The 26,915-nt window shown below is 38.6% G+C and carries 21 protein-coding genes, 2 tRNA genes and 2 other RNA genes; 5 read left to right on the top strand and 20 right to left on the bottom strand.

The features are described 5' to 3' along the window. The 7 genes from rnpB to VIL26_06075 all read right to left on the bottom strand — a co-directional run. An RNA gene (gene rnpB, locus VIL26_06105) (RNase P RNA component class A) lies at positions 1-328 on the bottom strand; the annotation flags it as partial. Positions 329-437: 109 nt separating this feature from the next. After that, positions 438-1,646 carry a U32 family peptidase gene (locus tag VIL26_06100; protein ID HEY8390503.1) on the bottom strand — a complete coding sequence of 403 codons (1,209 nt, stop codon included), beginning with the start codon at positions 1,644-1,646 and terminating at the stop codon, positions 438-440. A gap of 3 nt (positions 1,647-1,649) precedes the next feature. Continuing rightward, positions 1,650-2,252 (bottom strand): class I SAM-dependent methyltransferase, encoded by a 603-nt coding sequence (locus tag VIL26_06095; protein ID HEY8390502.1) that lies wholly within the window; start codon positions 2,250-2,252, stop codon positions 1,650-1,652. 7 nt (positions 2,253-2,259) lie between these two features. Beyond that, positions 2,260-3,915 (bottom strand): ribonuclease J, encoded by a 1,656-nt coding sequence (locus VIL26_06090; protein ID HEY8390501.1) that lies wholly within the window; start codon positions 3,913-3,915, stop codon positions 2,260-2,262. A 101-nt stretch (positions 3,916-4,016) separates the two neighbouring features. Next, positions 4,017-5,033, bottom strand: coding sequence for an NDP-sugar synthase (locus tag VIL26_06085; protein ID HEY8390500.1), 1,017 nt, complete (start codon positions 5,031-5,033; stop codon positions 4,017-4,019). Positions 5,034-5,105: 72 nt separating this feature from the next. Next, the gene (locus VIL26_06080) at positions 5,106-5,492 is read right to left on the bottom strand and encodes a sulfite exporter TauE/SafE family protein (GenBank protein ID HEY8390499.1); all 387 of its coding nucleotides are present in this window, start codon (positions 5,490-5,492) and stop codon (positions 5,106-5,108) included. Between the two features lie 16 nt (positions 5,493-5,508). Continuing rightward, complete coding sequence (locus VIL26_06075; GenBank protein HEY8390498.1) at positions 5,509-5,877, bottom strand: sulfite exporter TauE/SafE family protein; 369 nt, start codon at positions 5,875-5,877, stop codon at positions 5,509-5,511. A gap of 154 nt (positions 5,878-6,031) precedes the next feature. Between VIL26_06075 and VIL26_06070 the strand changes: the two genes are divergently transcribed. Continuing rightward, on the top strand, positions 6,032-8,992 hold the full coding sequence (locus tag VIL26_06070; protein HEY8390497.1) for a hypothetical protein: 2,961 nt from the start codon (positions 6,032-6,034) through the stop codon (positions 8,990-8,992). An 80-nt stretch (positions 8,993-9,072) separates the two neighbouring features. Here the strand turns inward: VIL26_06070 and VIL26_06065 are convergent, their stop codons facing one another. Together VIL26_06065 and VIL26_06060 are read right to left on the bottom strand one after the other, a co-directional pair. Further along, entirely contained in the window at positions 9,073-9,807 is a 735-nt protein-coding gene (locus VIL26_06065) for an MBL fold metallo-hydrolase (protein HEY8390496.1), read from the bottom strand. Then, positions 9,804-10,451 (bottom strand): ECF transporter S component, encoded by a 648-nt coding sequence (locus VIL26_06060; protein ID HEY8390495.1) that lies wholly within the window; start codon positions 10,449-10,451, stop codon positions 9,804-9,806. Before VIL26_06060 ends, VIL26_06065 begins: the two co-directional genes overlap by 4 nt. Before the next feature lie 124 nt (positions 10,452-10,575). Here VIL26_06060 and ssrS point away from each other — a divergent pair. After that, positions 10,576-10,778: non-coding RNA, 6S RNA (gene ssrS, locus VIL26_06055), on the top strand. 59 nt (positions 10,779-10,837) lie between these two features. Here the strand turns inward: ssrS and VIL26_06050 are convergent. The 7 genes from VIL26_06050 to VIL26_06020 form a co-directional block, all read right to left on the bottom strand. Next, positions 10,838-12,268: an MFS transporter gene (locus VIL26_06050; protein ID HEY8390494.1), complete on the bottom strand. Its 1,431-nt coding sequence runs from the start codon at positions 12,266-12,268 to the stop codon at positions 10,838-10,840. A 117-nt stretch (positions 12,269-12,385) separates the two neighbouring features. Then, positions 12,386-12,460: transfer RNA gene (locus tag VIL26_06045), tRNA-Glu, on the bottom strand. A gap of 127 nt (positions 12,461-12,587) precedes the next feature. Further along, on the bottom strand, positions 12,588-13,007 hold the full coding sequence (locus VIL26_06040; protein HEY8390493.1) for a hypothetical protein: 420 nt from the start codon (positions 13,005-13,007) through the stop codon (positions 12,588-12,590). Positions 13,008-13,021: 14 nt separating this feature from the next. Beyond that, a complete protein-coding gene (locus tag VIL26_06035; protein ID HEY8390492.1) occupies positions 13,022-13,420 on the bottom strand; it encodes a hypothetical protein in 399 nt (132 codons plus the stop codon). Between the two features lie 161 nt (positions 13,421-13,581). Beyond that, positions 13,582-13,655: transfer RNA gene (locus VIL26_06030), tRNA-Gln, on the bottom strand. A gap of 78 nt (positions 13,656-13,733) precedes the next feature. Then, entirely contained in the window at positions 13,734-14,591 is an 858-nt protein-coding gene (locus VIL26_06025) for a hypothetical protein (GenBank protein HEY8390491.1), read from the bottom strand. Positions 14,592-14,626: 35 nt separating this feature from the next. Continuing rightward, complete coding sequence (locus VIL26_06020; GenBank protein ID HEY8390490.1) at positions 14,627-15,355, bottom strand: hypothetical protein; 729 nt, start codon at positions 15,353-15,355, stop codon at positions 14,627-14,629. 153 nt (positions 15,356-15,508) lie between these two features. Between VIL26_06020 and VIL26_06015 the strand changes: the two genes are divergently transcribed. Both VIL26_06015 and VIL26_06010 read left to right on the top strand, forming a co-directional pair. Beyond that, positions 15,509-15,739: an HPr family phosphocarrier protein gene (locus tag VIL26_06015; GenBank protein ID HEY8390489.1), complete on the top strand. Its 231-nt coding sequence runs from the start codon at positions 15,509-15,511 to the stop codon at positions 15,737-15,739. A 285-nt stretch (positions 15,740-16,024) separates the two neighbouring features. After that, complete coding sequence (locus VIL26_06010) at positions 16,025-20,233, top strand: acyl-CoA dehydratase activase-related protein (GenBank protein HEY8390488.1); 4,209 nt, start codon at positions 16,025-16,027, stop codon at positions 20,231-20,233. Between the two features lie 41 nt (positions 20,234-20,274). Here VIL26_06010 and VIL26_06005 read toward each other — a convergent pair whose 3' ends face one another. From VIL26_06005 to VIL26_05995, 3 genes are all read right to left on the bottom strand, one after another. Next, on the bottom strand, positions 20,275-20,754 hold the full coding sequence (locus VIL26_06005) for a superoxide dismutase family protein (protein ID HEY8390487.1): 480 nt from the start codon (positions 20,752-20,754) through the stop codon (positions 20,275-20,277). A gap of 106 nt (positions 20,755-20,860) precedes the next feature. Continuing rightward, positions 20,861-21,697 (bottom strand): pyridoxamine kinase, encoded by an 837-nt coding sequence (locus tag VIL26_06000; protein ID HEY8390486.1) that lies wholly within the window; start codon positions 21,695-21,697, stop codon positions 20,861-20,863. A 134-nt stretch (positions 21,698-21,831) separates the two neighbouring features. Continuing rightward, positions 21,832-22,890 carry a hypothetical protein gene (locus VIL26_05995; protein ID HEY8390485.1) on the bottom strand — a complete coding sequence of 353 codons (1,059 nt, stop codon included), beginning with the start codon at positions 22,888-22,890 and terminating at the stop codon, positions 21,832-21,834. Between the two features lie 188 nt (positions 22,891-23,078). Here VIL26_05995 and VIL26_05990 point away from each other — a divergent pair, with 188 nt between their 5' ends. Next, positions 23,079-25,391 (top strand): Tex family protein, encoded by a 2,313-nt coding sequence (locus VIL26_05990; protein ID HEY8390484.1) that lies wholly within the window; start codon positions 23,079-23,081, stop codon positions 25,389-25,391. Positions 25,392-25,450: 59 nt separating this feature from the next. Here the strand turns inward: VIL26_05990 and VIL26_05985 are convergent. Further along, positions 25,451-26,915: bifunctional homocysteine S-methyltransferase/methylenetetrahydrofolate reductase (locus VIL26_05985; GenBank protein HEY8390483.1), on the bottom strand; the 1,465-nt coding region annotated here is incomplete at its 5' end.

Here is a 26,915-nt window from a genome sequence, read left to right as displayed (position 1 = left end):
ACCTGTAAGCCGAGTTCTGTCGAGAATGACCATCTGTCTGGACATATCGTTGCCGATATGTTCTAGCGATTTTGGCGAGAGCTACGGCGGACCACCTTGCGCTCTCTATCTTGCATCGGGCGGGGTTTACAATGCCGCATAAGTCGCCATATGCGCGGTAGGCTCTTACCCTACCCTTTCACCCTTACATACATAAAGTATGCGGTTTGCTTTCTGTTGCACTTTCCTTGAAGTCGCCTTCACTGGACGTTATCCAGCGCCCTGTCCTGCGATGCTCGGACTTTCCTCGCTTTATCGTTTGATAAAACGCGGTCATTCAGTCAACTGCATTATTTTTCGAGTTTATTATACCATAATAGAACACAAATAAAATATGTAAAGTTTGGCAATAAGCTTTTCTTAGCCCAAGCAATTATAATCCAATATATAGCATTAGGTCAAGAATTTTTTTGTTTTTTTCTTAATATATCGCCCGCGTTAAGCCGTATATCGGTTTCCAGATATAATTCCTGCTGGACTTTGTCGGCGATTTTTACGGGCGCGCCTTCCAAATCGAAAAGTTTTTCCGCTTTTATGGTTTTCAAAAACGCCTCGGAAGGCGATAAAACTTCCAGCTCGTCGCCTGCCTCGAAGCGGTTTCTTTGCTCTATTAACGCCCTGCCGTTGTCATAATCTTTGACCAAAGCGACAAAGTCGTAAGTTTGAATAGTTTTTGACGACGAATAGCTTTGCTCGGGGTTGTTAAAATAAAAACCGGTGGTAAACTCTCTGTGCGATGTCTTATAAGGCTCTCTCAAAATATATTCGGAAATGGGTTTGCCGTTATACAAGCAATTTAGCGCCCGCCTGTAAGCATTGACAATGGTTGCCACATAATAGGATGTCTTCATTCGCCCTTCTATCTTAAAGGCGTCTATGCCGGCTTGGGCTAGTTGGTCTAGGTAGCCTAGCATATTTAGGTCTTTAGAATTAAGGATATATGTTCCCTTTTCGTCTTGGTTGATTATAAGCTCTTTCCCGGGCTTAGAGCTTTGGGTTAACACATAATCCCAGCGACAGGCTTGGACGCACTCGCCCCGGTTAGAGTCTCTGCCAGTGAAAAAGTTGCTAAGCAGGCATCTGCCCGAATAGGAAACGCACATAGCCCCGTGCACAAAGGCTTCTATCTCTATATCGCTCTTTAGGTTTTGTTTTATTTCCTTAATCTCTTTTAAGGTCAGCTCGCGGGCAAGTATCACTCTCTTAGCGCCTAGTCTAGCGTATAAATCTATCGCCCTTGAGTTGGTGGTGTTTGCCTGAGTGCTTATATGGACGTCAAGGCTTGTGTTGGTTAACACTGTGTCCATAACGCCCAAATCGCTTACAATTACGGCGTCGACTTTGGCGCTTTCCAAAATTTTTAGGTATTCGGTTAATTTTTTAAAGTCGTAATCGCGCGCGAAGATGTTTACGGTGACATATATTTTCTTGCCTAAACTATGGGCGTAGTTTGCCGCCTCGAAGATTTCCTCGTCTGAGAAGTTTTGGCTGTATTGCCTTAGGCTGAAATTACGCCCGCCCATATATACGGCGTCAGCCCCAAAATACAGGGCGGTTTTTAGTTTTTCCATATTGCCCGCGGGGGCTAACAACTCAATCTTTTTCATCTCTTATATCTTTTGGCAGATTGCCACGCAATCGTTTCCTGTTTCTATTATTTCGCATTTTAGCTGGGGACAATTCCTCAGTTCGCGCTCAAACCTTTGTAAGTTTACAGCTATAGTGCGCATTTTGTGGTAGGTGTTTTTGCCGTCTTTGGACATTCCGTGAAAGGTCAGGTTGTCGCAAAATAGTACTCCGCCGTCTTTTAAAATCTTTAATAGATTGGGCAGATAGTATATATACTGCCCTTTAGCCCCGTCTAAAAAGATAAAGTCGAACAACCTATTTTGCAAGACATATAAACCCAAAACCGCCGCCGCGTCTTCCAAAATCATTTCAGCGTGCGCATAAAGCCCCATAGCCTTTAGGTTGGCGCGCGCGATTTCAAACCGTTCGGCGTCTATTTCTATAGTGGTAAAGCTTATGTTTTCTAAGTCGGCGTAGTTTTTAACCGAGTTTAAAATCTTGATTGCCGAATATCCTGAACCTGTGCCTATTTCTAATATCTTATAGGGCTTATATTTTTGCAGCGCTTTATCTAATTGTTGCCAAGCGGGCTCGCTTATAGTCGGAATATTGCGCTGACGGCAATAGTCTAAAATATCTTCCAAACGCATTTTAGTTTTCAATTATAATAGGCAAAATCATTGGACTTCTTTTGATTTTCTTGTTTAAGAAGTTGCGCAAGTTTTTTCGGATATTGTTTTTTAATATTTCTCTGTCGATTTGCAGCTTTAAGTCTATGCCGTTTACAGAATTAATTGAAACTTGCTTGATTTCTTCTATTAAATCCGCCGATTCTTTGGCGTATATAAAGCCCCTGGTGATGACGTCTATAGACGAAACTTCGCCGCCCTGCTCTATGCCCATTATTACAAGCAGCATTCCGTCTTCGGACAGGTGTCTTCTGTCTCTTAACACTTCGGCGCCCACGTCGCCTATGCCCGCGCCGTCCACCAAGACATTGCCCGCGCTTACGGTTTCGGCCTTTTTCATATATTTAGAGCATACTTCTATCTTGTCGCCGATTTTCGCCATAAGCATATTGTGGGGGTTGTGGCCTAAATCGGCTATCATTTCCATATGCTGTTTTAGATGCCTAATCTCGCCGTGGACTGGAATGAAGTAGCGGGGCTTGACCAATAGATATATAAGCTTAAGCTCTTCCCTAAAGGCGTGTCCCGAAACGTGAACGTCTGCTAAGTCTTCGTAGATGACTTTAGCGCCCTTTTCGTATAGGTTGTTTATGACGTTGTATATTAGTTTTTCGTTTCCGGGGATAGGCGAAGCGGATATTATTACCGTGTCGTTGGCGGTGATTTTTACTTTGTTAAATTCCCCGCTTGCCATTCTTGTCAAAGCGCTCATAGGCTCGCCTTGAGAGCCGGTGGTGATAATGACCAGCTTGGAGTCGTCGATTTTTTTGGTCCGCTCCAAGTCGACGATCAAATTCTTGTCCAATCTAATCTCGCCTATCTTGGACGCCGCTTCCAAAACATTAAACATACTGCGGCCGCTGAACGCTACTTTTCGCCCAAACTTTTGAGCCAGGTCTATTATTTGCTGGATTCTATGGATATTGGACGCGAAAGTGGCTACAATCAAGCGCCTGCCCGCGTTTTGGGCAAAGTAATTATTTAAATACTTGCCCACGGTGGACTCGCTCATAGAATAGCCGGGGCGCTCTATATTGGTGCTTTCGGACAACATTAATGTCACGCCTTTTTTGCCGATTTCAGCTATGCGCCTTAAGTCAATCATCTCGCCGTCGATAGGCGTGTAGTCCACCTTAAAGTCGCCGGTGTGGAACACTCTTGCGGCGGGGCATTCTATATATAAAGCGAAACTGCCCGAAATGGAATGGCTGACCTTGATAAACTCTACCGTAAACGCGCCCGCTTTTATAACGGAGTTTTTTCTGATTTCGTTTACGTTGACGTTGTCTAATTTATGCTCTTTAAACTTATGCTCCAAAAGAGCCAAGGTTATGTTTGACGCGTAAATAGGAACTCTTAATCCGAATTGTTTTAAGATATAAGGCAAGCCGCCAATGTGGTCTTCGTGGCCGTGGGTTAGAAAAAATCCTCTTACTTTATGGATGTTGTCAATCAAATAGCTTACGTCCGGAATGACCAAATCCACTCCGGGCATATCTATGCTCGGAAACGCCGAGCCGCAGTCCACTACTATGATATCGTTTTTATATTCAAAGGCGGTTATATTTTTGCCTATCTCTCCTACTCCGCCCAAAAAAATTACTTTTAGTGTATCCAAAAAGCCTCCAAAAATTATTTAGTCTTTAGTTTTGTAAAACCATTATATATCATTTGGCGGAATTTTACAAATTCAAAACGGATTGGATACACCCTAAAGGACTAATATGATTTCCCCGCGGCGGTCTGCTCTTGCTCGGACGAAAGCGGCTGTTTGAATAAAACGGGAATGTAGTGTTCGGGCGTGGCGATAGCGCCGTGGCAAGAAACGTCTAAGATAGTGTTGTCAAAAATAATGCAGTCTGACAAAGATATGTTGCCGTCTATATGGCAGTTGTCGCCTATTATGACATTATTGCCGATGTCTACTTTTAAGCCTACAAAGCTTCGCTTGCCGAAATATGTTTTTCTAAAGGCTATATCGTATATTTCGGGAACATTTTTGGTGTAACAGTCCAAGCCGTTTACGCCGTTGAGCATATCCATATTGGCCCTAAAATATTCTTCTATGCAGCCTATATCGCACCAATACTTGTCTATTTTGTGCGTATATATCTTTTTGCCCTTTTTTAGTATTATGGGGAATAAATCCTTGGCGAAATCGAACATTGCGTTCTTAGGAATATATTTTAATACTTCGGGGTTGATTACGTAAATGCCGCAGTTGATAATATTGCTTATAACTTGGCCGCCCTTGGGCTTTTCTATAAAATCGGCGACGAACCCGTCTTTATCCGTTTTTACCACGCCGTAAAGCGAAGGATTTTGGACTTCCTTGACCGCCATAGTGATATCCGCTCCGCTTTTTAAGTGGGCGTCGTAAATTTGGGCTAAATCTAAATTAGTCAACGCGTCGCCGCTTATGACTATAAAGGGATTGTCGTTTAGCCAATGTTTGGCGGCTTTTACGCTGCCTGCCGTGCCCAAAGGTTGAATTTCTATAAAGTAATGAAAATTAAGGGGAAACAGGCTGTTTACGGTGTCTATAATTTTTTGGGGCATATGCATCAGCGTAACCCCAATGTCGTTGATGTTGTAGCTTAATAGTAATTTGATTATATAATAAATGACAGGTTTGTTTAAAATGGGCATTAGGGGCTTGGGTAAGTTTTGAGTCAAAGGCAGCAGTCTTGTGCCCTTGCCGCCCGCCATTATAACCGCTTTAATTTTGTCGTCCAACTTCAAAGTCTCCCTAAAATATAGTCAGTTTTTAGAGTGCGCAAAAAAAGGGCAAAAAATGCAAGGAGACTTTTATGCTTTTTTTGAGTTTTTATGGATAAATAGATTATCAATTAATATCCACAGCCCCAGCAGCGCCAAAAAAACGCCAAAAAGCCTTGAGAGCAAGGTAGAATTAATTTTTTTAACGATAAATGACGACAAAACGCTTAAAGCGACCGCTGGTATTATGATATATAAAACACCTTGGGTTTTGACCAATTTGTTCTTAAAATGGACGATTAGGGCGATTAACGCCATAGGTATAAAAGCCACCAAATTAATAGCCTGAGCGGTATGCTGTTCCACTCCGGCAAGCATTGTCAGCAGTGGTATAGTCAACGTGCCGCCGCCCATACCCATTCCCCCTAATATGCCGCCCGCGAAACCTATGAGTATAAATTTAATAATCCGCCACATATTGCCCTCGCTTGTTTTATGGGAAAATCGCCATTTTCAGCCCGACCAAAGTCATAGCCACCGCGAAAATTATCCTAATTGTCTTGCTGTTGAGTTTGGCAAGCAGCGCCGCGCCCAAAATTCCGCCCGCTATTACGCCCGCGCCCGCAGGCAGACCGCTGTCCAGCTTAAAATATCCAGAGACGATATAAACTATCGCGCTGGATATGCAAAGTGGCAAAATAATTAAAATTGCCGTGGCGTGGGCGATTTTGGTGTCGTTTTTTAAAATTCGCTCCAAGACGGGCACAGCAATCATACCGCCGCCGCCGCCAAAAAAACCATTAATAAAACCTATTAATGCTCCACATATTAATAGAGTAATCTTTTCTGGAAATTTTTTCATCGCGATAGTTATTTTGAGCCAAGGAGAGCAAAAATATCAAAGAAATAGAAAAAAGGCGTATTTAATTGATTTTGGGAAGTTATTTTTATATAATAATAGATAGTTTACAATTTGAACGAAGCCATTTAAAAAGGACTTTATGAAGGAAAACCAAATGATTAAGAAACTCAGCGTATTTTTTCTAGGCGTTATTATAGCATTTGCTTCAATAATAGGCAACTTAAAATTTGTTAAGGCTGCGGATACATACGATTACGAGCCGCCTGTTATAAAGATGGAAAACTTGATAGACGACAGCTTTTCTTCCGCGGGCGATTCGTATCCCGCTTCGCCTTCCGATTGGACGGGCGAAGTAATGGACTCAAAGCTATCCTCCAAGGTAGCGGCCGGAGTTATAAGCCTTAAGCTAGATTCGTTTATAGCTAAAGTAAGCGACGAGGACAACCCTTATCAATTACCCGAAGACTTTAGAAATCAAAATTTTAACGAAAGTATCTTAAGCCCTAACGATAAGAATTCCGACAAAGCAAATGTTTTAATGATAAGCACTCTTAATCAGACAGCTTACGCTTTTAAATCAAACTCTTTTGAAATAAAGCCCAATTCTTATTACAAGTTAAGCGTTTATGTTTACACTCCCGATTTCTCCAAAATTGGTAAAGATTATAACTACGGCGCGTTTATAGCCATTACCGGCGACATCAATGTTATAAGCAAGCCGATTAATACATATCAATCTTGGACGCAATACTCCATTTATTTCTCGGGTTACAGCTATAAGAGCGCTTCGATCCAAGTTTCCCTGCAACTTGGCGATGTCAGTGAAGATAAAGACGGCAACAAGACAATGAGGCCCGCTTCGGGTTTTGTGTTCTTTGACAAAGCGCTTTTGCAGCCGATTTCTTACGAAACCTATAATTACAACAAGAGCATCCAAGGCCCGAACGATTTATTCGCCGACGAATATAACAACAACATATTGCCCGAATCTTTCCAAGGCAATTTTGAGAGCGGTTATTCTAATTGGGATTTGATTGCCGGCACGGCGAGCGCTTCGCTAGAGAACGAAATATATATGCCTTTTGGCGACCACTGCTTAAAACTTTCCGCTTCCGCGCCTGGTTATGTAGGCTATCGTTCTAAGGCTATTAAAATCGAAAGACATAAATTCTATCATCTTGGAATATGGCAAAAAAATAAAGTCGTAAGCGGAACCGCTTTCGCGGCTATATCCACCAAGGATGAAAACGGAAAGTTTACCACTCAAGGCACTCTAAATACTTTCTCCGGAAACTTAGGCTCTGACACTTGGCTAAAAGACTGGAACCAAGGCAGCTTCTTTATTAGGGGCTCCAGCCTGATGGATAAAGAAATATATGTCGAGCTGTGGCTTGGCAACAGCACAGATCCCGCTTCGGGCAAGGTTTATTTTGACAATATAACCTTGGAAGAGATTTTGCCCGAAGACTTTAGCACAAACAGCACCAATGGAACATTAATCACATTCAGCGACAGCCAAGGCAGCCCCGCAGTGGACAACGGGAATTTTGAGACGATTGGCAACTACAAAGAATATAAATATCCTCTGCCCGTAGCTTCTTGGAAGACTTTGACTAATAACGATAAAAACACTATCGCGGGCATAGTCAGAGGCGACAAAGCGCATTTTGACGCCAACAGCCAAGCTTATGGCGCTCCTTCCTATCCCTTTACGACCGACAGACCTAACACTAACTTGTTAATGATAGCCAATATCGCGCCTTCGGCTTACGGATATTCTATAGATATCTCCGTCGAGGCTAACACCTATAAAAAGATTTTTGTCGAATTGCAGACTCAACTAAATTCCGACAACTACGGCGCGGAACTTATTTTGAAGAAAGGCGACATCGTAATAGCTAGACATTCCAACATTGACACGCTCAATCAATTTAGGACTTTTAATTTCTATGTTTACAGCGGAAACAACGCTCAAACTTTGACTTTGGAAATCTGGCTTGGCAAGGAAGGCGGATTCAAGAACGAGTATTACGCAAGCGGTCACTTGTTTGTGGACTTTGTAGACGCCGTTACCGTAGACGAAGCTGAATTCAAGAACGCTAAAGGCGTTTATGACAAGAAATACAGCTTCTTATATGAAAACTTTGAAACCTTTGAGGAAACGGATGGCGCTTTAAAGAAGCTTTTAAACTGGTCGAGCATTAATCCTTTTGCCGATATCAGAACCGTAAAGGTGGGCAGCATTAACCTTGACGAATACGACGCTTCCGTTTTAGGCGGTTTAGACAAGGCTAAAATCGGAAAGGATAACGTATCTCCTTACGCTATGATAATTTACAGCCCCTACCCCACCGCTTACGGTATGCAGCAAAAAACCGCTATATCTTACGAATCCAACGCGTTTTATCGCGTAACCGTAAGAATTAAGACCGTAAACATACCTCAAGGCAAAGGCGCAAGGATATTGCTCTCAGAAAATCATTATTTTGACAATATCAATACAGAAAACCGCGAATTCAACTATGACAATAATTTCGTGGACTATCACTTCTACGTCAACGTAGGCTCTTCTTCCGAGGTAACTCATACCTTGCAGATTTGGTTGGGCGACAACACAAAACCTGACGCTTTGGCTTCGGGCTTGGTTATCGTAGACCAAATTATCGTAGATAAAATAGACGAGACCGAATATAACGAAGGCAAAGCCGCGCTTTCGCTAGACGACAAGAACTTAAGACCTGATAGCATTAAAAAAGTCGTATTGAGCGAGACTTCTTCCGAAACTCCTGACGAAACCGAAAATAAAAAGCCTTTTGAATGGTGGCTGCTGCCTGTTATATTCTTCTCGCTGCTGTTTGTATTCTGCCTGGTTATGATATTAATTTCGGATATCCTGCCTAAGTTTAAGTTCAGCAGGAAGAAAAGCGCAGCGACATACGACCGCCGCGTCACTATAAACACCGCTCAAAAGAAAGAAGAAGCTAAACCCGAAACTCCTAAGGAAGAAGCGGTCGAACCTCAACAGCCCGATGTCATAATTACGGAATCAGGCAAACGTTTGGTAAGAAAGAAGAAATATGTTCCTAAAGAATATAAAGACGAATTTGAAGACTAATAACAAAGGGCCGTTATCGACGGCCCTTTTAATTTGTCTTTAATTATCTTAAATCTTTACCTCTGGTCTATAAAAAATCTTTATTCCCCCGCTCTATTGATTAAGTTATATCCCTGACGGATAATTTCGTATATGTCGTCCTGATAGACTCTATTTAGACCAAGTTCTTTTAGCTCGTTAGTTATATCGGTATTGGGGATTATGTGCGTCACAAGAAGTTTAAACGGCTTATTTTGGGCATACAGCGCGCCTTGGGACAGCGACATATGCGGCGTTTGGGGTTTATGAGCTTGCGTAGGAAAGGCGCAATCCATTAATACCGTGTCCGCCCCCAAAGTCAGCTTATCAAGGTTAGGGTTTAGCGTGGTGTCCCCGGTATAGGCCAAGACTGCCTTTTCGTCTTCCAGCCTTACCCCAAAGCACTTTTTGGGGTGAGCCATCTCGACAAAATGGATGTTTAAGTCTTTGATTTTATAGGTTTTGTCGGGCTCGATATTGATAATATTAAAGTTTTCGCAAGAAGATATTAGACTGTATTCTAGGCTGTCTTCTTGGGGCAAATAAACGTCTAATTTTAGGTTGTTAAAAGCGCAGTAATATCTCAATACCAAGATATCCGACATATGGTCGGCGTGCAAGTGCGTCAAAATCACCGCGTCAAGTTTGATTATGTCCGTATAATTTTGAAGCCGCGCCAAAACGCCGTTGCCGCAGTCTAATAAGACCTTAGCGCTTTTTGATTCCACCAAATAACCGCTTAAGGCGGCGTCTTTTTCGGGGTAAGGCCCCATACAGCCTAAGACATATAACTTCATTCGTGATTTTCCTTTTCTATAGAAATCAACACCTTTATTCTATCAAACAAATTGAGTTTTTGGGATACCTTAATCAAAATCCAGCCGCCCGCTACCCCGAACAAGGTTTGGGTAAAATTAGACAATATCAAAAGCGGGGCTAATACCGCGGCGTATGTGGTAGCGTTGGGGTTGCCTATCGCAACTAGCAAAACCTCAAAAGAAGTATAGCCTATCTGCATAAACACCGACGCCGCAATCATTCCAATCAATACGAGTATATTGGATTGCTTTTTGCCTTTAATCAGCAGCATAATAACGGGCATCAACGCTTTTATTATTAAAGTCGCCGGCGCGTAAAAGCTGTAGCCTAAAAATAAATCGGCCAAAGCGCTGCCTATGGCGGATGGAATGACCGCGTAATAGCCTAAAAACATACAAGCGACAAAGATAAATATGTCTCCCAAATGGACATACCCCATTCCTACGGGGAAATGGACAAACGCGGTAAACACGAAAATAAAAGCGCCGAACACGGCTATTAAGGCGATATTATAAACAGAACGATTTAGGTGTCTAGCGTTTTGCATATATGTTTCCTTAATTTTTATTGCTTTGATTTTAACATATTGTGACGGTATGTCAACAATTCTAATTGATTTCATATTATAAAATATGAAAAAACATCGCGCAAGGAAAGCGTTGTAAGTTTTTGACAACAAACCTTTAGCCCTTGATTAAATAATAAACGATGTAGTATAATACAGATAGACAGAACATAAATTATATTAGCTCCTGCTGTGTTTGTTATGGCGCGTAATTTATGCCCACAGAAAAGAAAAGGGAGAATGCGTACAGCCGCTTGATGTCAGGCCTCAGTAATTTCACTGGCTTAAAAACCAGACAGCGGAGGAAGGCAGATACGGCGTCGATTCACCCACCTGCGAAAGCGGGTATATAAATTAGCGTCAGACGGCATTGGCGGGATTTTTTTTTATGAAAAAAACAGCCTTTTTTAAAGGCTGTTTTATTTTTATGACTATTAAGGATTTTATTCGATAATGTTGTTTGAAACGTTTGCGGTAAGTTCTTGGATTTCTTTTTTGGTAATGCTGTATTGGGCAAAGAATATAATGCTTACCGTAAGCACTATAAAGATACAAGCCAATACCGCCCAGCCTAGAGAAGCGAAAACCGTTTTGCTCATCTCTTTTTGAGCGTCGAAGCCTATAATATCCAAAATTATGCCCGCCATAAAGGACGAAAAGCTTTGGGATAGCTTATAAGCGAAGGTCATAAAGGAGTTATACGTTCCGGTCTTGTTTATGCCGGTGCGGGCTTGCTCGACGGCTATTAGGTCGCCCATCATAGAACCAGGCATAGAGAATATCGCGCCTACGCCTAAGCCTATTACCAGCATTCCGGCGACTAGGTAAATAAACAGTTCCCCGTCCACAATGGTATTAAGATAGTAATACGAAATGAAAACAAATCCTTCATACACTATGCCCACAAGCCCTATAGCCACGCCCATAATGAGCGCGCCTTTTTTGTCGAGTTTGCGGGATATGAACATCCAAATGGGCTGGGACAATATCGTCATCAAGAACAAGCCGCCCAATGCTATCGCGGTTTGAGTATAGTCTAGGTTAAAGGTGTATTGGAAGAAGTGTAGACCAATAGACGTCAAGAACGCCGCGCTCATTAAGGATATCGCGTATCCTACGACTAAGGCTCTGAAGTTTTTTACCTTAAAGGATTTTATAAAATCTACAAATACAACTAAAACCGATTTTTTCTCTATTGTGCCCTCGCGCGCCTTAATATTGAGTCTAGGCAGTTGGTTATATGTGCCCATAAAGGCTAAGGCGCTTGATATAAGCATAACGCAAGAGCCTATATAGGCCATCGTTTGGTATTGCTCTACGTTTTCTTTGTCGGTAAAAATTACAGCCAGTAACACGATAGGAATAATCATTCCTATCAAGAAGAAAATTGTTTTAAAAACTTCTATAGACGAGCGGTCGTCGTAGCTGCTGGCTAGTTCCACGCCGAGCGCTTGATAAGGCGTTTGAAAGATTGTGTTGAATGTTTGGAAAAGCAGGATAAATACCACAAACCAAATAAACTTAGCCCAGACGGGAAAAGTTTTAGGCAGCCACCATAGGAATATATTGACCAAGGCGACGCCAAACATTCCAAAGAACATAAAGCCGTGTCTTCGGCCAAATATTTTGCTCTTGGCTCTATCGGACAGCGAGCCGAATATCGGATCGCTAGCGCCGTCCCAAATCGTGCCGATAAACAAGGCTATGCCCATCAATGTTCCCGGCATAAGATGGGCGACGGTTCCAAAGTACATTAAAAGCGATGTCGCGGTCTGAGAAACCATGCAAAAGCCCAAGCTTCCAAACCCATACATAGCTTTCGCGGGCGTGGACATTATAGGCTTTTGCGCGATTTTGTTCTTTAGAAAAATCATAATTAATGCAATTATATATTAATCTTTTAAACTTATCAAGTTATGGCGCGGATTAATAAAAATTTAACATATAGAGATAAAATAAAAAAGACCACAAGATTGTGGTCTTTAAATTTCTGGCACCACCATGGAGAATCGAACTCCAGTCTCCGGCGTGAGAGGCCAGCGTCCTGACCGCTAGACTATGGTGGCATATGGCTGAGTGAATCAAACGTAAAACGATTCAATAGAACTTATTAAGATAAAAAGTATTGAATAGATATAGGAAACAAATAAAAAACAAAGTAATAAAAAATTATTCCTTTGTTTTTTATGAAATTTATTTTGCTGGTATATTATCTTGTTGCTTTTTTAAAGTATATAATTCGTCAAAAATATTATCAGCAAATGATCCCCATTTGGCATAATTTATCATTTCAGATTTATCATTAGATAATTCTGCAATAAAAAGAATATATGGCATAAATCCTGACAATGGTGCTGGCATTGTTTTACCTAAAGGATACATTTGTGGATTAATGCATTGACAATTTTTATTTAATACTTCTATATCATTAATTAAATAAAAGATTGCATTTTCATTAGTTATTATTCCCTCAGAAAGAGTAGATATATCATCGTCTATATCTTCTCTATTAAAACCATAAACAGCATCTTTAAATTGTTGTTTTGTAATGATTGTTGCCTTATATTTTTTAGTTAGTAAATCATTTACTTTTGTGAAATCTATTCTCATCATACTTTAAATCCTTTTTAATAACATCCTTTTGCAGTTGGAATACCATAGAATGCGTGAGAAGATGGCTTAGGTCTTCCATATGCATGATAGTGAGCAAAATATCCATTTTGGTGAGCTGGGTCTAAAACCGGAGCCATTCCGTTACCTGCCATTTGTGCTACCGCATATGCCTCTAATGGGTCTGGAGAATAAACGCTTAATCCAGCTTGCATTGCTTTAGAAGCAAGTACTACAGTTGGTATTCTAATCGGAGATACCAACATTCTACCATCTTTATCACCAATTGCCAAGTAATAAAAACCTTTTATTAGTTCTTTAGCAACCTTAGAATATTCTTTTAATTCATATTTTACACCTTCAAAATCTATAGAGGCTACTGCAGTTGCGGCAAGAGATAATCCTGCTGCAACCATTGCAACTGTTAAACAAGTTGAAGTTAATGTGGTAGCTGCAGTTCCTGCAACAACTCCAGCGCCTACTGCAACAACTGCCGGTGCAGTTGCTCCAACAGTTGCAACTACAACTGCTGCAACTGCTAATCCGATACCGTGTCTGGCTCGGATTAGATTTTGTTTGGCTGCGGAACTAGGGTTCGAACCTAGACTGTACGGGTCAGAGCCGTATGTGCTACCGTTACACAATTCCGCAAAAAAGCATATTTAATTCTAATCAAAAAGAGTCTTAATGTCAAGTATATTAATATTTTGTTTTTACCAAAATTAAAATTTAATTCAAAACAGAGGCTTCACAAAATTTAGATGTTTCTACATCTTTGCCGACTTTAATTTTGCCGTTAATTAGCAAGCTCGCAGATACACTGCCTTTATATACCTGCTTGTTGCCGACATTAAGCACAACATCTGCCTTGGTATAATTATTGGCTCTAATAATTCTGTTATTATACTTTATGAATTGCTCGTTTCCGCACTCTGCGCAAAGATTAAGTTCGGTTTTGCCTTTTTGGAGCTTTACTAACAGATGATTACCGTCATCAATCACTGAAATAGTAGAAAGATTATAATCGGCGAATCTATAATATTGACCGCCTATTGTGCCTGCCGTCAAAAAAGAATCAAAATTATATATCCAAATGGCATTGCTAGCCATATAAGAAGCAAGGCATACATTATCACCCAATAAATTAAGCGCATAAAACCTGTCTGGCAGTCTTTTGGTAGATATTCTATGAATGTATCCCCAATCATTTACTTGATATGTCTTGCCATTTATAGTAACCTCACCGACAAATTCACTCAACTGTGAAATAAATTCTATATGAACATTTCGGGGCAAAATATTGGCAAGCCCGCGATTGCTTTGGAACTTGCTGTGATTGGTTATTTTTATATCACAGCTAATTCCTACTTCGCCATAAAGCGAAAATCTAAGGCGTTCTGGCGTAAAAATATTTTCTAAGGCTTGAAATTGATATTTGAAAAGTCTGCATTCGCCTCTTAAGAATTTTCGTGACGCTGACTTGCCGTCAAAAAAAGCATAGGCGAAGTGATTATCCTCTAAGATGCCGCAATAAATGCTGAGGAATTTGCCGTCTATGCAAAATTCAAACATCAAGACATTATCCATATAATTTTACCTTAGTTTATGCCAAAACAAAGATATTATCCAACATTGATTATTCCAAAGGTTTTCAAGAGTCTTTCTATATTATCTAAGTAATAGTTCAAGAAAGAAAACGGTTTTGCGGTGTTTTTCAGACCTATCCAAAGTCCATAAACAAGTTTTGGTCTGCCGTTAAGACTGCTGTTAAGAAGCTGCGCTAAAACATATAATTCTTCTCTGACATCAATATCAATATCGCTTTCTTTGGATAAAAATATTATCATTTCAGAAACATATGTCGATATTTCTTCTGCCTGAGCACGATTAAGCGGTCTTGATACCTCATTATTATAATATAGTTTATCGTTGTTGATGTTTAAAAGCCCTAACGCTGTTCTTTTGAACTTTAAAATAACATCATAACACCAATTTTTGTATGCTGTATTTATATTATCTGTATCTGACATATAAAATTCTTGCAAAAATCTAGTCAAATTAAGTCTTTTTGCGTCGATTTCCCAAAGCATTGAAAAAACAAACGCACAAAATTCTTCTCTTGATTCGGGATATTTTATTTTATATACATTAGGTGCAACACTTATGCTAGCTGCAGCCAAAGCAGCCGGAAAATCATAATCTTTAACACAACATGCTAAAATTTCATAAAGGCGCGGATATGCAGCGATTGATTTTAAGACCTGTGTTATGTATTTATCTGACATTATGAATTTTGCACAAGACATTTCATCGCAGGCTTTTGTAAATGCATCGGGTGAACCAATACTCATATCTCTCCTCTTTAAATGATGATGTTTATGATTTTGATTTGATTTTTATGTTATTATATCACATGAAAAAAAGCTAATCAATTTAATTTTCAGCTTGCATATCCCGTTTAACTATTGTATAATGTAATAAATAGTTATAAGGAGGAAAGACCAATGAAATCTGTTGTGCTCAGTCTTACTTATGCTGATGTAAAGGATTTCGTTAATACCGTTAGCAAATACACGGTTGAAACTGACCTTAAAAGCGGCCGATATACTGTAGATGCAAAATCAATATTAGGAATTTTCAGTTTGGATTTGTCCAAACCCATTACCCTAGAAATCCATGACGGAAAAGACGTGGACGAACTTATAAAAGATTTGAAGCCTTATATTAAAGACTAAGTCTTTTAAAAAGCGCCCTGCTAAAACTATGCAGGGCGTTTAATTATAAAACCTTTTTTATTAATCCAATTTTATTTGGATTTGATTTTTTATTAATCTTAAGACATCAATCTAGCAAAATTCCCAAAAGTTTTTTATTTTTATTTAGATTTTACAATTATTAACAATAAGCAAAAAAGTGACGAATTGTGATTTCTTTGTTATAATTATAACCTATAATATTTAATAAGAATTAATATTTTTATATATTTATAATAATTGCTTAAAAGAGGTAAAAAAGCAAGAATGATCTCTATTGGGCTTGACGTTGGTTCAACCACAATTAAAACTGCCGTTTTAGATGAAAACAATAAAATATTGTTTAGCTCTTATCAAAGGCACTATTCTGATATAAAAAAGACATTGATTAATGTTGTTGAAGAGCTGCTTAAAAAGTTTGATAATTTTCATATCATGGTTACAGGCTCCGGCGGTATATCTGTTTCTAGGTGGCTTGATATTCCTTTTATACAGGAAGTCGTAGCAGGCGTAAAAGCAATAGAAGTATTAGCACCTAAAACAGACGTAGCGATAGAGCTTGGCGGTGAAGATGCCAAAATCACTTACTTTAATAAAGGCGGCGTCGAACAAAGAATGAACGGCACATGCGCTGGCGGAACAGGTGCGTTTTTGGACCAGATGGCAACGCTTCTTAATGTTGAAGTAAGCGGCTTGAATGAATTGGCAGCCAATGCTAAAACTATCTACCCTATCGCTTCGAGATGCGGTGTTTTTGCTAAAAGCGATATTCAGCCACTTGTTAATGACGGTGCGCCCAGAAGTGATTTGGCTGCATCTATTTTTCAATCTGTAGTCAATCAGACTATTTCAGGTCTGGCTTGCGGTATGCCTATAAAAGGAAATGTCGCCTTTTTGGGCGGTCCTTTGCATTTTTTGCCTGAATTGAGAAAACGCTTTATTACAACACTCAATTTAACTGAAGATGAAGTAATAGTTCCGGAAAATTCTGAAATATTTAACGCCATTGGTGCGGCTTTATCATCTGTTGACAGTAAAATAAAAACAAAACAAGAAATAGAAAGCAAGCTTGCCACTTTGGCGACAATAAAAGAACAAGAGGTTTCAAGATTGCCTGCTTTGTTTAAAAGCAAAGAAGAACTTGAAAGCTTTAGAGAAAGACATCGCAAAGCTACTATTCCAAAGGGCGATTTGTCTCAAACAGAGGGAGCATGCTTTTTGGGCTTGGATGCAGGCTCCACTACAACAAAGGCCGCTTTGATTGATTCAGACGGTAAGATTGTTTATTCTTGGTATGGTTCAAACGGCGGCAATCCTTTAAAAACAGTTAGTATAATCTTAAAAGAAATTTACACCAAAATGCCCTCTAATGCTTATATTGCATATTCTTGCGTTACAGGATATGGCGAAAACCTTATCAAAAAAGCATTAGGCGTTGATATGGGTGAAATAGAAACTATGGCGCATTATACTGCGTCAGAATATGTTCTGCCTGGAGTTGATTTTATTCTGGATATCGGCGGACAAGATATGAAATGTCTCAGAATAAAAAATCAAACCGTCGACAGCATTTTGTTAAACGAAGCATGTTCTTCAGGCTGCGGAAGCTTTATCGAAACTTTTGCTTCTGCCCTTGGTCTAAAAGCTGAAGAATTTGCTGAGCTTGGTTTGCTGGCTGCTAATCCGGTCGATCTGGGCTCACGCTGTACAGTATTTATGAACTCGCGCGTAAAGCAGGCTCAAAAAGAAGGCGCAGAAGTTGGAGACATAAGTGCAGGTCTTTCTTATTCGGTAGTAAAAAATGCATTGTTCAAGGTTATAAAAATACGCGATCCTCAAGAACTAGGAGAAAAGATTATCGTTCAAGGCGGAACATTCCTTAACGAATCAGTTTTGCGCGCGTTTGAACTTATAAGCAAGCGAGAGGTTGTACGTCCTGATATCGCTGGTCTTATGGGTGCTTTTGGTGCGGCGTTGATTGCAAGAAATAATTATAGAGGACAAGCATCTACCTTAAAAACGCTTGAAGAAATAAAAAATTTAAATCCAGTAAAGACTTCAAAACATTGCGGATTGTGCGGCAACAAATGTCTTTTGACAATAACAGAGTTTTCAGACGGTCAAAAAATTATTACCAATAACCGCTGTGAAAGAGGCGCAGGCGAAGAATTGCCCCCTGGTTTGTTGCCTAACTTGTATCAATACAAATATCAAAGACTATTCAATTATTATAAAAACCCCGAAAATCCTACCCGTGGAAAAATCGGTATCCCCAGAGCTTTGGGAATGTACGAAGATTATCCGTTCTGGCATACATTTTTCACACGCCTTGGTTATGAGGTGGTGCTTTCTCCTCGTTCGTCCAGAGCTATTTTTGATCTAGGCATTGAAACTATGCCTTCGGAATCCGTTTGCTATCCGGCAAAATTATCTCATGGACATATTGCTTCATTAATAAAACGCGGAGTAAAAACTATTTTCTATCCTTGTATTCCTTATGAGCAAAAGGAAGATCCTCAAGCAGATAACAACTATAACTGCCCTATCGTGTGCATGTACCCCGATGTTTTAAGAAACAACATTGATGAATTAAAAAATGACGTAAAATTCTTATCGCCTACTCTGCCTTTAAATAATCCTGAAAGAATGAAAGAAAGATTAGCTGAGGTATTCCCTGAAATATCAAAAGCTGAAATCTATCAGGCTGTTGATGCGGCTTACGAAGAACAGGCACACTTTAAGGATGATATCAGAAAAAAAGGCGAAGAAGTAATAGAAGAACTGAAAAAAACAGGAAAAAAAGGCATTGTGCTTGCAGGCCGTCCTTATCATATCGATCCCGAAATCAACCACGGTATCGCTGATATGATAAACAGATACGGATTTGCAATTTTGACCGAAGACAGTATATGCCATTTGAGAAAAACTCCCAGACCGTTAAGAGTTGTAGATCAATGGGTTTATCATTCGCGTCTTTATGCCGCCGCCGAAGTTGTAAGACATACAGACAATCTTGAACTTATTCAGCTCAACTCATTTGGCTGCGGACTTGATGCGGTAACTACTGATCAGGTCATGGAATTAATGCATGAAGCCAACAAGATTTATACAGTATTAAAGATTGATGAAGTTAATAACTTAGGCGCAGCTAGAATCAGAATTAGGTCATTGATTGCTGCAATTAATGAGCGTGAAAGAAAAAATATATGCTCTATATTGCCGCCTTCAAGAGAACCTAAAAAAGACTTTACCAAGGCGATGAAAAAAACACATACTATCATCGCGCCCAATATGTCGCCTATCCATTTCAGTTTGCTATCTGAAGCTATCAGAGCTTCTGGATATAAGCTTGACATTTTGCCTGATTATGATCCTGATGCAATCAATGTAGGTCTAAAATATGTCAATAACGACGCCTGCTACCCTACCATAATTACCTTAGGACAAGTAATCAATACTCTTCAAAAAGGCAATTACGACCTTAACACTACTGCAGTAATGCTGTCACAAACAGGCGGCGGGTGCAGAGCTACCAATTATATACCGCTTTTGAGAAAAGCGCTAAAAGAAGCTGGTATGGAACAAGTACCTGTCATTTCATTTAACCTTGTGGGTCTTGACAAATGCAGCGGATTTAAAATCAATCTTAAGATGTTAATTCGTCTTGTAATGTCTTTGGTTTATGGCGATTTGTTTATGCGTCTATTATATGCTGTTCGTCCTTATGAAAAAGAACAAGGCAGCGCAGACAGACTGCATAAAGAATGGGAAGAAAAATGCAAAAAATCTTTGAAATCTATTAATCTGTTTAAGTTTAGAAATAATTTGATTAAAATTATAAAAGATTTTAATGCTATTCCTGTTAATAACATCAAAAAGCCTCGTGTAGGACTTGTCGGCGAAATATTGGTTAAGTATCATCCGGGCGCCAACAACCAGATAGTTAAAATTATTGAACAGGAAGGCGGCGAAGCCGTAATGCCTGAAATGCTGGACTTTTTCTTATACGGCTTTGAAAACGCAACAATAAAATACAGGCTTCTTGACGGAACTTTGCGTTCTAAGATAAAAAACGATATTTTAATAAGCGTTATTAACTTTATTCGCGCGCCTATGATCAGAGAGCTTAAGAAAACTCGCTTTGGCTATCCTATGGATATTAAGACAAAAGCAAAAATGGCAAGCAATATTGTTAATTTAGGTTCAATGTGTGGAGAAGGCTGGTTCTTAACAGCAGAAATGCTCGAATTGATGCATGACGGTGTTAATAATATTGTATGTATGCAGCCTTTCGCATGTCTGCCTAACCATGTAACCGGTAAAGGTATGATAAAAGAGTTAAAACGTCAAAATCCTAAGGCAAACATCGTGGCCATTGACTATGACCCAGGTGCAAGCGAAGTAAATCAGCTTAACCGAATAAAATTAATGATGTCTTCAGCTTTCAAAAACCTTGAAGCAGAAGAAAACAGATAAAATATAACAGCCTGTTATTTTAACAGGCTGTTTTTTTTGTTTTATCTTACTGCTGTGATTATTCCGCAAGCAATTTTTAACCCAGAATTACCTGCCGGCTGTGTCCTGTAATCATCTGGCGATTGATGTATTACAACTGGTTTATTCAATACTTCTCTTAATCTAAATCTATCTGTTATAAATCTCATATATGCTGTTCCGTCTGACATAGGTACAATTACAGGAAAATCGCCTGCATGGTTGGGATGTATTGTATTTTCGGGATTGTAATGCCCTCCCGTCATGGGAAAAGGATTGTCAAGAGTGCCTTCATCGCACGAATTTCCGTCATGAATATGAAAGCCAAAAGGACTTATAACCAGATCATCTTCTCTTGTAAACGGCGGAAGATTATAAATACGTACAGTAACTTCTACTCCTTCATTTAACTGCCTGAACTCTACCTCTCCGCTTATATTAGGATAATGATGTCCTCCTCTGATAACAGCAATTGCTCGCTCTATGTAATTTCTAAAAAACATAAACCCCTCCAAAAAGATTTATTTATCGTATATATGCTTTTAGAAAATCAAAGGTGTAAAAAAACAGCCTCCCAAATAAGGAAGCTGTCAAAAAATCTTTAATAAATTATTTCAACAGATCTTGCAATCCTTCTTCAAAATTGACACCAAATCGGATATCGGTTTTTGCTTGATGTGTTCTTTCAATGCTTTTTGAGGTAAACTGTACTGCGACCTTTATTGACTCTGCCAATGTTTTATTTTTTACGAGAGCGGCGGTCAAAGCACTGCCAAAAACATCGCCTGTGCCATGGTAATATCCTTCTATCTTTGGAGCAAAGGCATAGCTTATTTCACCAGTTTGAGCATCATAAGCTGCAGCGCCCAAATCTTTGTCATCAAAGTAAACGCCTGTTAGCACAACTTTTTTGCAACCTAAACCTGCCAACTTTTTAAGAATACTTTCAATATAATCTTTGGTATAAGGTCCGTTTTTATAAGGCTCGTCAAGCAACAAAGCAGCCTCTGTCAAGTTGGGAATAATTATATCTGCCTTTTGACATAACTTCTTCATACCTTTTGGAAAATCTTTGGGGAAAATTTTGTATAGTTCGCCGTTATCCGCCATAACAGGGTCGACTATTATCAGATTATCCTCGGTCTTTAACATATCGAAAACTTGACTAATTATATCAATTTGTTCAAAAGAACCCAAAAAGCCTGTATAAACTGCGTCAAATTCGAGATTAAGTGTTTGCCAATGCTTAACAATAGGCAAAATGTCGTCAGTCAAATCTCTGTAAGTAAAGCCTGAAATGCCGCCTGTATGAGTGGACAAAACCGCGGTAGGTATTACGCTTGTTTCAATTCCTGCGGCTGAAATAATGGGAAGCGCAACGGTTAAAGAACATCTGCCAAAACAAGAAATATCATGTATGGCTACAATACGCTTTTGAGAGTTCATAGTATTCTCCTAAATATATAGATTAAGTTTTGAAAAAAACTTTGATTTTGATTTGGATAATTATTATATTTAAGATTTATATTTTATATTATATTCCTGTGAAAAAGATGTCAAGTTTTTATACAAAAAAATGATTACAATATTATCTCACTTGTATTATATCCAAACTCTATTACACCGCGTGCTCTAGTACCGTTAATATCAAACTTCGCTAATCCTTCATATACTGTATAACTGCCGTTTTCAAAAGGAAACTCAAATTGGCATTCTTTTTCGCATTTTACAACCAATTTCTTTCCATCTAAAAAGCTGGCTAAAATTTCAAATCTGGCAGGAACTTTGCCATCAGACGGTATTTCTTGAATTGATGTGCAACTGTCTAGACAAACAATCTTATCATTGATAATTTTATATCCCGACTGTAATTCCTTTATTTGAGAATGTCCGAGCAAATTAATGTTTATAAACTGATTATTATTGGTAAATGCATAAATGCGTATATGTCTATTTTGGACATTCAAATCCCTTTTTCCATAGGCATGAGTGCGAACGGCAGGCAAATCAATTACTATCTTTTTTCCTGATATATTCAATACGCCCTGTATTTTTCCCTTTTGTTCGTAATATACAGGATTATTATTTTCTTTTAGTTCTTTTAAAAATTGCTTGGGAAACTTGGGCATTAAAGTGATTGCCCTTGCCATAGGTGTTACATCCATTTGAGTATTAAAATCAAAGATGTCATGATCTGCGACAAATTCGCCGTCAAAAACAGCAGGTATTACTCTAACACCTTTAGGATTGCTCCAGATATTAAGAGGAGTTTTTGTGTCCTGTATTATTCCGCCGCTAAATTGAATTTTCCATTTTTTTCCAGGCTCTATACAAGTGATATTAATCACGGTCTGGTCAGATTCGGCCTTTTGATGTGCGCAAATATAATTATTGCCCGTGCCATCACTATATGCAAACCATATTTCACTATCGTTATTGCTTATTTCACCCAATCTAAAAACAAGACTTTGACCGTTTATGCCATGTCCAGAAAAATAATGGGAGTTATGAGACTTTTCTTCGGCTTTCGGATCTAATTTATATTGCTCAGAAGAATCAGCATCAAAATGCTTTTTGCTTTTTATCTTGTTTAAATATTTTTTTATGATCTGCATCTTTAAAAATGCTTGTATTGTCATTTTAACTCCTAAAAATTTATAATAAAACAGTATAATAAAACATTAACATTATAACAGACATCTATAAGTATTGCAAAACCAATCTTAGATTTGGCACAAAAATAAAACTAAGATAATATTGTCAAACTGCATAAAACATCAAAAATATGTTATAATGTTTTTTATTATTAATCATTACGGAGTTATAAATGGACATTAAAGCTACACTTTCGGCTGAATTGGGAATAAGTCCAGTTCATACCGCAAACATTATTGAATTACTCGATCAAGGTAACACTGTTCCGTTTATCGCAAGATACCGCAAAGAGATGACGGGAGCTTGCGACGATCAAAAATTGAGAGAATTTGCAGATAGACTTGATTATCTAAGAAAATTTGAAGCAAGAAAAGATGTTATTATAGAATCATTAAAAGAACAAAATGTTTATACTGATGAATTAGGCAAGGCTTTAGAAGATGCCAAGACTTTGACAGAATTGGAAGACATCTACCGTCCTTTCAAGCCTAAGAAAAAAACTCGTGCAACTGTTGCTGCTGCAAAAGGACTTACACCCCTTGCTGATTTGATTTTTGAACAAAATCCCGACCAGACAGATATCAATAAAGAAGCACAAAAATACATCAATGAAGAAAAAGGGGTTAACAGCGTAGAAGAAGCCATTGCAGGCGCACTTGATATCATTTGTGAAAAAATGTCTGACAATGCTGCCTTGAGAAAGACATTAAGAGAACTTATTTATGAAAAAGGCAATATTGCAACGACTCTTGTTTCGGAAGAAAAAGCCGAAAGCGAACGCCGTGCAGTATATGAGATGTATAAGGATTACAAAGAGCCCGTAAAAACTATTCCTAGCCATAGAATTCTTGCTATTAACCGCGGAGAAAAAGAAGGCTGTCTTAATGTTGTTATCGAATTAGATGAAACTATATCTCAAAATACAATGTATAAGTTTTTTGTAAAAGAAGCTCCTACTTCAGAATTGGTAAAAGCCGCTGCTGATGATGCATACAAAAGACTTATAAAGCCTTCTCTTGATAGCGAAATCAGAAATGAACTGTTTGAAAAAGCGTCTGAACAAGCTATTAAGATGTTTGAAACCAATTTGCGTCCGCTTATTATGCAGCCTACCATAAAAAATAAAATTACTATGGGCATTGACCCTGCTTATCGTACAGGCTGCAAAATTGCAGTAGTAGACGGATATGGAAAGTTTTTGGATAAGGCAGTTGTATATCCTACTCCGCCCCAAAACAAAATAGAAGAAGCAAAAGAAAAGTTAAAAGAACTTATAAAAAAGCACAATGTGCAGTTATTGTCCATAGGTAACGGTACGGCTTCAAAAGAGACAGAAATATTTGTCGCTGACCTTATAAAAGAAATACCTGAATATCATCTTTCTTATGCAGTGGTCAATGAAGCAGGCGCTTCTGTTTATTCTGCTTCCAAGCTAGGAGCCGAAGAATTTCCTGATCTTGAACCTGCACATAGAAGTGCAATAAGCATTGCAAGACGTCTGCAAGACCCTATGGCAGAGCTTGTTAAGATAGAACCCCGTTCTATAGGCGTAGGTCAATATCAGCACGATATGCCGCCTGCAAGACTAGATACTGCCCTAAAAGGCACAGTTGAGGACTGCGTTAACAGAGTAGGCGTTGATGTAAATACTGCAAGCTATGCGCTTATGTCCTATATAGCAGGTCTTAATACTTCTATTGCTAAAAACATAGTAAGCTATCGTGAAGAAAATGGAAGATTTAAAAACCGCAATGAATTGCTCAAAGTGCCTAAACTTGGAGAAAAGACATTTTTGCAGTGCGCAGGGTTCTTGAGAATATCAGACGGCGATAATATTTTAGATAACACTGCTGTTCACCCCGAAAGCTATGAAGCAGCAAAAAAATTATTGGATATGTTTGGTCTTGATATCAACGACTCTAAGTCAGTCGCAAAACTGCCAGAGCTTGTAAAGATAAAAGGCGAAGAGAAAGTAGCAAAAGAATGCAATATCGGTGTTCCTACTCTAAATGATATAATCCAAGAAATTTTAAAACCCGGTAGAGATATAAGAGATTCATTGCCGCAGCCGCAATTAAGAAGCGATATAATGAGTATAGAAGACTTAAAAGTAGGCATGGAATTAACCGGAACGGTACGAAATGTTATCGACTTTGGCGTGTTCGTTGATATAGGCGTGCATCAGGACGGACTTGTTCATATCTCTGAAATTGCAGACTTTTATATCAAACATCCGTCAGATGTGTTGAGTGTAGGCGAAGTTGTAAAGGTAAAAGTTTTGGGCGTGGACACTGCCAAAAACCGTATAAGCCTGACAATGAAAGGCGTTGATAATCCAAACATACACCCTGTAACCTATGAAAAGAATACCAGCCAAAATAATAAAAACAACACCAATCAAAGAAATAATAATTTTAATAAAAAGAAAGAAATATCTTTGGAAGAATCATTACAACTTTTGGCTCAAAAATTTAATAAGCACTAATTTGATAAAAAATCAAAAAAATCTGCCCATATAAAATCTTGGGCAGATTTTTTTATTGCTTATATTTTTTTAAAAGATTTTACAGCTTTTAGAATACTGTTAACCAAAGATACTTTTTTGCTTTGGCTTATAATGTATAATCCGTCAGAAACGTCTTTTAGCTGTTCAATTATTTTCATAGAAAAATTTAAAGAAACCTGTGCTTCGTTTTGAGGATTGTTTTTGAGTTCTTCAATTAATTCTTCAGGTATAGAAATACCGCTTACTTCGTTATTCAAAAAAATAGCGTTTTTGTAGCTTATGGGCGGAATTATGCCTGCTAAGATATATGTATTCAAACAATCTTTGGCTCTTTTTACTCTTTCTATACCCTCTTGAGTCAATATAGGTTGAGTTAAAAAGAATTTTGCTCCTGCCTGTATTTTTTGCTTTGCACGGTTTAGTTCAAGATCAAAATTAACAACATTTGTATTAAGCGCAGCTCCAATCAAAAAAGGATTTGTGTTAAAGACAGTTTGATTAAGGCTGTCAATATATTTAATTAACCCTATAGAGTTAAAATCAAAAACGCCCTTAATATTGCTGCGATCGGTTGCTATAATCGGATCTCCTGTGATTACAAAGACATTGTTGACACCCTCGATATTAAGCCCTAATAAAGCAGCTTTTATCGAAATTATATTTTTGTCGCGGCATGTCAAATGCGGCAAAACATCAATATTAACATCTCGTGCTATTTTTGAACTTATTATAAAGCTATCTGCACGCGTGCGTGAAAGCGGACTGTCTGCAATGGTTATTATATCAGCGCCGTTAATCTTCAGGTTTTCTGCCCCATAAATCAAATAATCTGCATTGGTATCAACTGGCGCTCTCAATTCAATTGCAATCGGATATTTTTTTTGCTTTAATTTATCAAAAAAAGCGTTTTGATTTACTGGCTTTTGATCAACGCTAGGATTTTTTACAGCGACATCAACTATATTTTCATGGCTGAAATCATTTAGCATCAATCTGCTTTTTTTGATATGCTGCGGCGTCGTTCCGCAACATCCGCCCAAAATCTTTATACCGTTTTGTCTTAATTCTAATAATTTGGTTGCAAAATACTCGGCATTATCTATATATATCAGCCTGTTTCCTATTGATTCAGGATACCCCGAATTGGGCATAACACTCATAGGTTTTTTAGTCGAATAATCTTTTATAAGCTGCAAAATATGAGCAGGACCACAAAGACAATTAAGCCCGATCGCATCAACGGCATCTTCGTCTTGAGCGATGTCCAAAAGCTGTTTGTAGTAATGCCCTGCTTTTGTATAGCCGTCAAGACCGGCAGCAAAAGATACAATAATAAAACTATTAGGCTTTTTGGCTTTGATATGCTTTAAAACGGGTTTTAAAATATTGAATTCGGGCATGGTTTCAAACAAGAATTTATCTGCGCCCAAATCCAAAAAAATGTCAGCGATATCAATATATTCTTGGCTTATATCTATATCTTTATAAGGTATAGGTCCAATG

The organism is Clostridia bacterium, assembly GCA_036562685.1.
GTDB lineage: Bacteria > Bacillota > Clostridia > Christensenellales > DUVY01 > DUVY01.
This window is presented reverse-complemented; position numbering and strand designations above follow the sequence as displayed.